Source organism: Planktotalea sp., from assembly GCF_018607965.1.
Classification (GTDB): domain Bacteria; phylum Pseudomonadota; class Alphaproteobacteria; order Rhodobacterales; family Rhodobacteraceae; genus Planktotalea.
Map to the genome: position 1 here is coordinate 1 of NZ_JABBAM010000004.1, position 9,920 is coordinate 9,920.

The 9,920-nt window shown below is 51.6% G+C and carries 9 protein-coding genes; 1 reads left to right on the top strand and 8 read right to left on the bottom strand.

What is annotated here, in order from left to right; all coding sequences use genetic code 11:
• From QZ279_RS00100 to QZ279_RS00125, 6 genes are all read right to left on the bottom strand, one after another.
• The coding region (locus QZ279_RS00100) for a LysR family transcriptional regulator (RefSeq protein WP_293446742.1) at nt 1-478 on the bottom strand (478 nt) is incomplete at its 3' end.
• A 373-nt stretch (nt 479-851) separates the two neighbouring features.
• The gene (locus tag QZ279_RS00105) at nt 852-2,450 is read right to left on the bottom strand and encodes an ABC transporter ATP-binding protein (RefSeq protein WP_293446743.1); all 1,599 of its coding nucleotides are present in this window, start codon (nt 2,448-2,450) and stop codon (nt 852-854) included.
• Nucleotides 2,447-3,559 carry an ABC transporter permease gene (locus tag QZ279_RS00110; protein WP_293446744.1) on the bottom strand — a complete coding sequence of 371 codons (1,113 nt, stop codon included), beginning with the start codon at nt 3,557-3,559 and terminating at the stop codon, nt 2,447-2,449. Before QZ279_RS00110 ends, QZ279_RS00105 begins: the two co-directional genes overlap by 4 nt.
• A gap of 4 nt (nt 3,560-3,563) precedes the next feature.
• Nucleotides 3,564-4,649 carry a microcin C ABC transporter permease YejB gene (locus QZ279_RS00115; protein ID WP_293446745.1) on the bottom strand — a complete coding sequence of 362 codons (1,086 nt, stop codon included), beginning with the start codon at nt 4,647-4,649 and terminating at the stop codon, nt 3,564-3,566.
• Between the two features lie 6 nt (nt 4,650-4,655).
• Complete coding sequence (locus QZ279_RS00120; protein ID WP_293446746.1) at nt 4,656-6,596, bottom strand: extracellular solute-binding protein; 1,941 nt, start codon at nt 6,594-6,596, stop codon at nt 4,656-4,658.
• 198 nt (nt 6,597-6,794) lie between these two features.
• Entirely contained in the window at nt 6,795-7,310 is a 516-nt protein-coding gene (locus QZ279_RS00125; RefSeq protein ID WP_293446747.1) for a cytochrome c family protein, read from the bottom strand.
• A 117-nt stretch (nt 7,311-7,427) separates the two neighbouring features.
• Between QZ279_RS00125 and QZ279_RS00130 the strand changes: the two genes are divergently transcribed.
• Nucleotides 7,428-8,267 (top strand): prephenate dehydratase, encoded by an 840-nt coding sequence (locus tag QZ279_RS00130; RefSeq protein WP_293446748.1) that lies wholly within the window; start codon nt 7,428-7,430, stop codon nt 8,265-8,267.
• Nucleotides 8,268-8,271: 4 nt separating this feature from the next.
• Here QZ279_RS00130 and QZ279_RS00135 read toward each other — a convergent pair whose 3' ends face one another.
• The gene (locus tag QZ279_RS00135; protein WP_293446749.1) at nt 8,272-8,637 is read right to left on the bottom strand and encodes an SRPBCC family protein; all 366 of its coding nucleotides are present in this window, start codon (nt 8,635-8,637) and stop codon (nt 8,272-8,274) included.
• 162 nt (nt 8,638-8,799) lie between these two features.
• Nucleotides 8,800-9,768: an NAD(+) diphosphatase gene (gene nudC / locus QZ279_RS00140; protein ID WP_293446750.1), complete on the bottom strand. Its 969-nt coding sequence runs from the start codon at nt 9,766-9,768 to the stop codon at nt 8,800-8,802.
• Nucleotides 9,769-9,920 lie beyond the last annotated feature (152 nt).

Below are 9,920 nucleotides of genomic sequence, written 5' to 3' on the forward strand. Positions count from 1 at the left end.
ATGTCGCATCTACGCCTGACCATCCGCCCTGACCAAAGCGAATCGCGACGTCTGGACCGTTTGGACCAAGATCAGACACATTCGGATTCGCATCTATGACAATGTTGATTTCGGGGTGTTGCAGCCGAAAATCGGCCAAACAAGGCACCAGCCAATTCGCAGCAAAGCTGGGTGTGGTCGAAACAACAAGCGCACGGTCGGCATCTTTTGTCGTCAGCTTGCGGGCCTCTGCGCCAATCGCACCAAAACTTGCGCTGAGAACGTCAGCCATGTCGCGCCCTTCTCGCGTCAGTTGCGCTTGGCGACCAGATCGATCCAAAAGCGTGACACTAAGGTGGGCTTCCAGATTGCGAATTTGCTGGCTGACCGCGGCATGAGACACGTTCAACGCATCCCCTGCCTTTTGCAACGACCCTTGCGTGGCATAAGCCTCAAACGCGCGCAGCGCAGATAAAGGCGGCATGGTTCGCCATTCCATATGTAATCTCACCTTACATAACTATATTCTTCCTGGCTCGCATTTAGGCACATTTAAAGCACAGACAGAAAAAAGGAGAAGAAAATGTTACCTATCCTCGCAGATGCTTTCATACGTGCCTCGCTGCAACACAAGCCCCATGAGCGCCGTTGGTACGCCCCAAGGCACTGGCGGGCTGGCCGTATGAGCGACCCAAAATTTCACGCTGATCGGAGAGATCCTAATGATTGACCCAATTGTATTCTTCGCACCGGGCCTTGCGCAAAACCGCGTACAACGGCCCCGCCGATCACCGACGCCTTGCCACGAATGTCGTGAAGCACGTCACTGAAACTAGGTGAACGCCCGTGACACACTACAACGGGCGCTCACATTAGGAATTTGGGCGGTGATCCAAAGCAGCACTTAGCAGCGCGCGCGTGTATTCATGTTGGGGGGCATTAAACAGTGCTTCGCTTTCGCCGATTTCGACAATGTCACCCTGTTTCATAACCAGCACCTTGTGTGACATCGCACGCACGACCTTCAGGTCATGGCTGATGAACAGGTAGGCAAGCCCATACTTCTTTTGAAGACCCCGCAGCAGTTCAACGATTTGAACCTGAACCGTCATGTCGAGTGCGCTTGTAGGTTCGTCCAACACAACCAATTTAGGCCGTAAGATCATCGCCCGTGCAATCGCGATACGTTGACGTTGGCCACCTGAAAACTCATGCGGATAGCGATGCATGGTTTCCGGGTCCAAGCCGACTTCGACCATGATTTCAGCGACCATTTCACGCGGTGTTTTCACCCCGTCCGTGCCATGCACGCCTAGCCCTTCCGCGATGATTTGTTCGGCAGTCATACGCGGCGACAAGGATCCAAAAGGATCCTGAAATACGATCTGCATATCTTTGCGAGCAGCGCGCAATTGCCGTGTGGACCAGCCCCGCGTATCGCTCCCATCGAAACTAATCCCGCCCTTTGATGCGATCAAACGCATCATCGCAAGCGCCAGTGTCGTTTTGCCAGACCCACTTTCACCAACGATGCCCAAGGTTTCGCCAGCGCGCACGGAAAGCGTCGCCTCATTAACCGCTTTCACATGACCAACGGTTCGTTTCAACAAACCCTCTTGGATCGGAAACCAGACCTTCAACTTGTCGGTGCTTGCCACTTCGACAGCACCAGCTGGAACTGGATCAGGCGTTCCTACGGAATGCGCACTTAGCAAGGTCTTGGTGTATTCGTGTTGAGGATTGCCAAAGACGTCCTCGGTTGGACCCGCCTCAACAATTTCGCCCGCTTTCATAACGCAAACTTTGTCAGCAATGCTGCGAACAATCCCAAGGTCATGGGTGATAAACAAAAGTCCCATGTTTTCGGTCTTCTTCAAACCAGCCAGAAGTTCCAAAATCTGCGCTTGAATGGTGACATCCAACGCTGTTGTCGGTTCATCCGCGATCAACAGATCAGGACCATTGGCAAGCGCCATGGCAATCATCACACGCTGTCGCTGACCACCAGACAGCTGATGAGGATAGGAATTTAAACGGCTTTCAGGGTCGCGGATACCAACCTTATTCATCAATTCAATGATGCGTCCACGCGCAGCGGCGCCCACCACCCCTTGGTGTAGCGCAAGCGATTCACCCAGCTGCTTTTCTAACGTATGCAACGGGTTAAGGGACGTCATCGGTTCTTGAAAAATGAAACTGATATCATTGCCGCGCACCTTTCGCAGCAGGCTTTCATCCGCATTGACCATCTCTTGGCCCGCGTATTTGATCGACCCACCGGTCACCGCACTTGAACCCAGTAGGGACACAGAACTAAGCGCTGTCACAGATTTGCCTGATCCACTTTCCCCCACCAAAGCTACAGTTTCGCCGCGATCTACGGTGAAGCTAACGCCGCGCACTGCAGCGCTCAATTGGCCATCTTGGCGAAAGGCAACGGTTAGGTCTTTGACCTCAAGCAAGGCACTCATGAGAAGGTCTTTCTTGGATCAAACGCATCGCGCACACCTTCGAAGATAAACACGAGCAGTGAGAGCATGACAGCAAATGTGGTGAAGGCTGTGAAGGCAAGCCAAGGTGCCTGCAAGTTCTGTTTGGCTTGCAATGTCAGCTCGCCTAGTGAGGGGGAGGACGATGGCAAGCCAAAGCCGAGGAAGTCGAGGCCCGCAAGCGCACTGATTGTGCCCGTCACAATGAAGGGCAACATGGTTACCGTCGCGACCATCGCATTGGGCAGCATGTGGCGGAACATGATCACTGTGTTGGACACGCCAAGTGCCTTGGCCGCGCGCACGTATTCTAAGTTACGGGCCCTTAGGAATTCGGCGCGCACAACACCAACCAACGCCATCCATCCGAACAGAACCATCAGGAAGACAAGCAGCCAAAAGCTACGACCCAAGATCGCGAACATAATGATGATGATATAGATCGATGGGACCGCTCCCCAAATTTCGATGATACGTTGGAAGATCAGATCGACCCAGCCGCCAAAATACCCCTGAATTGCACCTGCGGTGATGCCCACAACACTGGCAAGGGATGTCACGATCAAAGTGAATAGAATCGACAGCCGGAAGCCATAAATCACACGTGCAAGCACGTCGCGTTTGGTGTCATCCGTGCCAAGCAGATTATCACCGTTGGGCGGCAACGGCGCAGCACCTGTACGATCTACCGTTGTGTCGTAGGCATATGGGATAAGCGGCCAAAGCATCCAACCCTTCTGAAAATCGTCCAAATCCACGCCAAAAGACCCATCTTCCACGCCTTCGATGATGCCTTCAGGATCATCCCAGCACGCGTCCGCACCACCCGATTTGATCAAGCATTGCACTTCGACATCGCGGTAAACGGCTTCGGTTTCAAAATCTCCACCAAAGGCCGTTTCTGGATAAAACTGGAACACAGGCATATGCAATTCGCCGCGATAGCTCACCATGATGGGTTTGTCGTTTGCAATAAATTCCGCAAATAGACTTAGGCCGAACAACACAGAGAAGATGATCAAAGACCATAGCGCGCGGCGGTTGTTTTTGAAATTGCGCCAGCGGCGTTGATTAAGCGGTGAGAGTGTCATCAGATCAGCCCTCGCGCTTTTCAAAGTCGATGCGCGGATCAACGAGGACATACATCAAATCGGACAAAATACTGACGATCAGACCGATAAGGCCAAAGATGAACAGCGTTCCAAACATAACAGGATAATCGCGCCCGACCGCTGCCTCAAACCCAAGACGCCCAATCCCATCGAGTGAGAAGATCGTTTCGATGATCAGCGATCCACCGAAGAATACGGATACGAAAACCGCAGGAAATCCTGCTATCACAATCAACATCGCATTGCGGAAGATATGCCCATAAAGCACTTTTCTTTCACTCAAGCCTTTCGCGCGTGCGGTCATAACGTACTGCTTCTTGATCTCGTCCAGAAAGCTGTTCTTGGTTAACAAAGTCAGCGTCGCGAACGCAGAAATCGAATATGCGGTCACAGGCAACACAATATGCCAGAGATAATCCAGCGCCTTTCCAAGCATGCTTAGGTTTTCGAAGCCCTCAGAGGTCAGTCCACGCAGCGGGAATATCTGCCAATAAGATCCCCCAGCAAACAGAACCAACAAAACAATCGCAAACAAAAATCCCGGAATTGCGTAAGCGATAATAATCAGACCGGACGTCCATGTATCAAAGCTTGTGCCGTCGTGAACCGCCTTGCGAATACCAAGCGGGATAGACACAAGATAAGCAATCAGCGTGGACCAAAGTCCCAGTGTGATTGAAACAGGCATCTTTTCCAGCACTAAGTCGGTCACGCTAATAGATCGGAAATAGCTCTCACCAAAATCAAAACGTGCATAGTTCCAAAGCATATTCAAAAAGCGTTCAAGTGGCGGTTTGTCGAAGCCAAACTCTTTCTCTAGCTCTTCGATGAATTCCTTGGGCAGACCCCTTGCACCAACATAGTCGCTGTCAGAGCCAAAAGTTTCTTCCCCAACATCATTGCCCCCACCAGAGAAGCCCTCAAACACGTCGCCCCCGCCCTGCATTTGAGCGAGGATTTGTTCAACTGGACCGCCGGGTACAAATTGCACCAATGTGAAATTGACGATCATTATCCCAAGCAAAGTTGGAATAATCAGCAGCAAACGTCGAAGAATATATGCTCCCAAAGCGGATTACCTCAGTGCGCCAGAGGCTTTCAATGCCTCGTGCTTTTCTTTGTTGTACCACCAGAAATCCAGATGGCCCAAAGCAAGGGGCGGCAGATTTTCGGGATGTTCATATATGTCATAAGACGCGACCCAGTGTTCGCCGACGTATCCGCTAGGGATCTGAATACGAAGATAGCGCAACACGCGATCTAGCGCCTGCAACGCTGCGGCCTCTTCTGCGCGTGAGTTAGTTTCCAGTGAGCCGTCAATAATCGCATCCACCAGTGGACTTTGCAGAGATTGCGGGTTGTAAGAGGACACAACGGCTGTTTCCGATCCGTATGCCTGCTTTAGACCTATTCCAGCAGCCAAGAAGGTTTGATTGCGGAAATACATCATGTCCCAGTCTTTGTCGTAATAGCGCTGCGCATATTGTGCGGAATCGATCTTTTCCATATCCGCCGCGATGCCCCATTTGTTCAGCGTTTGAACATAGGTCGTGATGATCGCCTCAACGGTATCGCCCGTGCTGGACGACAGCATGATTTTGAACGCGATGGGCTTTCCGTCCGCATCAACATACTTACCGTCACTGCCAACAGTCCAACCTGCTTCCTTGAACAGTTTCAACGCCTTGCGCTGATTACGTCGGTCTGAAACCGTGTCAGGATTGGATGTGTGCGCACGCACAGCTTCCTGTGTCATCACCTCTGCTGGCACCAAATCGCCAAGGGATTCAAGGAACGCTTTTTCCAAGCCAGTCGGCACACCTTTGGCTTCCACTTCCGAGTTTTCCGCGAAGGAATGGCGCTGTTTGGTTAGGCCGAACTGCAAGGACGTTGAAACCCACTCGAAATTATATGCAAGGCTTAGCGCTTCGCGTACGCGCATATCGGTGAAGGGTTCGCGCAATAGGTTGAAGACGAAACCTGACGGCGAAGGTGGCTGTCCGTTAGGCAGTGCCTCGCGCTTAACATGACCTTCTTCGATCGCAGGGAAATCATAGCCCGTCGCCCACTGCTTCGTACTCGTTTCTTGGCGAAACGTATATTCGCCTGCTTTGAACGCCTCAAATTCTGCAGTTTGATCCGCAAAATATTCAACACGAACACGATCAAAGTTGTGACGCCCGACGTTGATCGGCAAATGCCAACCCCAATAGTCAGGGTTGCGCTTGTACACGATGAAGCGATTGATCTCGAAATCTTCAACCACGTAAGGGCCACTGCCCAGCGGCGTGAGCAAGGAAGGTTCGTCCAGTCGCTCGCCCGTTTCTTCGTACCATGCTTGGGAAAACACGGGGGAGCCGCCAATGGTGCTGATCAGAGAACGCCGCGACACACCATCAACAAACGTGCCTTTCAGCGTAAAATCATCAATGGCTTCTACACTTGAAATGCGCTGCTTCACCGAACGCGCATAACTGCGGATGCCTTGTTCCATAAACAGGTTGTGCGTGAACACCGCATCATGCGCGGTCAGTTGGCTGCCGTCAGAGAATTTTGCTTCGGGGCGAATGTGGAACACGCACCATTCTTTGGCCTTTGGGTACTCGACCGATTCCGCCAAGTGGCAATAGGCATCCGTAATAGAGTCCGCAGGCAGGCTTGCATCAAACGGTGCAGAGCCGAGCATTGATTCAGCGACGAGACCTGAGAATTGGCCAGACTGGCCCTTTTGGGCCCAACGGTTCATGCTGTTAAAGGTGCCACGCGTAGACAGAGAAATCTCTCCACCTTTTGGGGCCTCTGGGTTCACATAATCAAAATGTGTAAAATCCGGCGGATACTTCAAATCTCCGAAAAAGGAATAGCCATGGCTTTTCACCATTTCGGAAGATGTATCTTGCGCAAAGACTGCACCAGGATTTACGCCAAGCGCCAATCCAGCACCACCAGCTGCCATGCCAAGCATCAGATCTCGGCGTTTCACGGTGATTTCGGATAGTGGGGATTTATGTGTCATTTTAATTCTCCCAAAGGCATTCTGCTTCGTTTTTATTTGTCTATCATAGCTAAAACGCTGCAGCGGTCACATTCAAGCGTTGAATGCTGAATTGTGTGTGATCGAAGCGTGCGTTGGGTACAAAAACATCGTTTCCCAAAAGAAAAAAGCCGCCAAGCACTGGGCTGGCGGCTTCGATTTTTCATCTGCAACTGTTTGTTACTTAACCGTCTCAAGATACGCGATCAGGTTCGCGCGATCTGTTGCTTTCTTCAGGCCGGAAAAGCCCATCTTGGTACCCTTCGCATAACCCTTTGGATTTTCGAGGAAACCATCAAGTTCTGCATAACCCCAAGCGCCACCCAGTTCAGCAAGCACAGTCGAGTAACCATAACCATCGACAGACCCGATTGCGCGGTCCACCGCGTTAAACAAATGCGGACCTGTGCCGTTGGCGCCGTCTTCCAACTTGTGACACGCTTTACATTTACCAAAAACCTTTTCGCCTTTGGCAACGTCCGCATCCAGCATCAGCGTTGCAATGTCTACGCTCACAACTTCTTCTACAGCCGCACCAGAATCTGGAACTTCGATCACATATCCTTGCGCATGATCATCGCCGTGACCGCCACCAGTGTGATACAGTTCTTCTGCCGCCCAGCTGCCCATAAGGAACAAAAGCAATGCACCGCAGCCAGCGCCAAGAATTTTGGTTAGTGTCATTGTATCAAACATGTGGCTCGCCTTCATAATATCGTTGCGCGGTTATCTATGGGTTTCACGCGATTAAGGCAAGGTGTAGAACCCGCGACGAAACGCCAAAGTACTTCATATTTTAGAGGAACCAGCCACATGACCAAAAAGATCGCATTTCAGGGTGAACTTGGGGCCTATTCACACGAGGCCTGCGCCGATAACTATCCCGACTACGTCCCTCTTCCTTGCAAGACGTTTGAAGACGTCATCGAGGCAGTTAATTCAAAGCAGGCCCACCTTGCGATGTTGCCTGTTGAAAACTCAACATACGGACGGGTCGCAGATATTCACCGGCTGTTGCCCAGCTCTGGTTTGCATATTATCGGCGAAGCCTTCACGCGGGTGCGCATCAGCTTAATGGCAATGCCGGGTGCCGTGTTGAGTGACATCAAAAAAGTCCGTGCGCACATGGTGCTTTTACCGCAAGCCGCTGCTTTCCTTTCCAAAAATGGAATTGAAGGCGAAAATGCCGCCGATAGCGCGGGTGCCGCCGCAGAGCTTGTTGAAAGTGGTGACATGGCCAGTGGTGTACTCGCCAGCGAGATCGCAGCCAACATTTACAAGCTGAACGTCCTCGCCAGTGATATCGAAGATCACGGGCATAACACGACTCGCTTTTTGGTGATGTCACGCGACAACGATCTTGCCCGACAAGATGGCGTGCGCATGATGACCAGCTTTGTATTTCGCGTGCGCAACATTCCTGCGGCGCTCTACAAAGCCATGGGTGGTTTCGCCACGAACGGTGTCAACATGACCAAGCTGGAAAGCTACATGGTCGCAGGCCATTTCACCGCAACACAATTCTATGCGGAAATTGAGGGCCACCTTGAAGACAACGATGTGCAACTTGCACTAGACGAACTTGGTTACTTCACTAGTGAAGTCACTATTCTTGGCACATATCCAAGATCCGGCGATCGCGACGTATCCTGAAAAATTAGGCGCTCACACCGGTTTTATATTGACGTTCTATGTTAAGAACAAAATCAGACACTCTCATCTTAAAACGCTTATCCAATCGCGTTTTTCCAAGGCGCATCGTTTGTACCATCAATCGGCCAGATAGGCTTTTGGGTTTCAATTCGATAGAAATCGAAGCGCGCGTGTGGCTTTTGAGCAGGGCTATAAGTTCCACGACGGCAAAGGCAGTGATATCATTGCTCTGCAATTCAACTGTGTAGCTTTCGCTTGGATCAAATCCAACCATTTCTGCGCTAACGTTACGGTTCTTTCCGCGCAATTTGAACGTGCTTGCCCATGCCATACCAACCCCAGATTTGCGCGGCGAATCAGTGCGACTCACGTCTGCGCCGCGTCGCAATGCAGATTTTTCAAAATGATCGAACTCAGTAAACAGTTCAAAAGTATCCGCGATTGGAGCTTCTATATCTTCTTTTGTTGAAAATTTCATGGGCCTGCTTCGCTTTGGTTTGCTCGTTGTTTTAGATTTTATAGACGAGAGAGGTTACTCAAGTCTATCGCTGAGCCAATGCTTTAAAATGAAATGTGCGATTGCGCCTTTGCGGGCCGGTAGAATCTTGGGGTTTTCGCCCGCAAATGACATCATCATATCTTCGCGCGTGACCCAAATTGCATCCTCAATCTCGACAGGGTCAATAGTAATTTCGTCGCTTAGCGCGTCGCCCCTGCAGCCAAACATTAAGGAATTGGGGAACGGCCAAGGTTGGCTGGCAAGGTAGTCAACCTGCCCAACTTTGATACCCGCCTCTTCAAAGACCTCACGACGCACGGCGCCTTCCAGCGATTCTCCCGGTTCGACGAAGCCCGCCAAAAGCGAATACATGCCTTCGGGCCAACCCGGCGAACGACCCATAAGAACCGAATTTCCATGTGTGATCAGCATAATCACCACAGGATCAGTGCGCGGGAAGTGTTTCGCATCACAGACACTGCAATCACGCTGCCAGCCTGACATGGCCATCTGACTTTGCGCCCCGCATTTAGAGCAGAACGCATGGCTGTTGTGCCAGCAATAAACTGCCCGTGCAGATGCGGCGAGCTCCGCATCGCGCGGCGTGAGACGTGTCATATTGCTGCGAAGTTCCGCAAAAACATCGGTTTCAGGTAGCTCTGGATGGCGTTGTTCGGTCAGATCAAGGAACGTGTTCATCGCCGCTTCGTCAACGTCTGCGGGGCTCCAATCAGACAGATCATGCGAAAAAATCGCAAGGTCGTCTTCTAATCCAAGAAAGATCGCTTGATCTGCGCGTCCTTCAAACACCACGTGGCTCAGAGGGAGGCGCGCCAATGCGTCCCAATCCCCCCGACGGATCAGGGGTTTTCCGCGCCAAAAGACAATTGCCTCTGATTTAGGGTCGGCGTGTAACTTGGCCAAACCATCCACATCACCGCGCAATTGTGCCGCCCGGTCCAAACCGGACCCCCCAAACGTTACGGTTTCAGCAAGTTTCATGGCAAGGCTCCTAAGGTTTAGCGCACGCTATTGCCGATCACACCCAAGATTCAAGCGTGTCTTGCAAACCATCCAAAGCAGTTCTATATTGGAAGTTGAGAGGTTGGCGCGGGCGAGTGCCTCGCCAACCTGGTCAGATCCGGAAGGAAGCA

Bases quoted from the DNA above. Each gene is read 5' to 3' on its own strand.
- QZ279_RS00110 (WP_293446744.1), bottom strand. From the start codon at position 3,559: ATGACACTCTCACCGCTTAATCAACGCCGCTGGCGCAATTTCAAAAAC.
- QZ279_RS00125 (WP_293446747.1), bottom strand. From the start codon at position 7,310: ATGTTTGATACAATGACACTAACCAAAATTCTTGGCGCTGGCTGCGGT.
- QZ279_RS00130 (WP_293446748.1), top strand. From the start codon at position 7,428: ATGACCAAAAAGATCGCATTTCAGGGTGAACTTGGGGCCTATTCACAC.
- QZ279_RS00120 (WP_293446746.1), bottom strand. From the start codon at position 6,596: ATGACACATAAATCCCCACTATCCGAAATCACCGTGAAACGCCGAGAT.
- QZ279_RS00105 (WP_293446743.1), bottom strand. From the start codon at position 2,450: ATGAGTGCCTTGCTTGAGGTCAAAGACCTAACCGTTGCCTTTCGCCAA.
- nudC (WP_293446750.1), bottom strand. From the start codon at position 9,768: ATGAAACTTGCTGAAACCGTAACGTTTGGGGGGTCCGGTTTGGACCGG.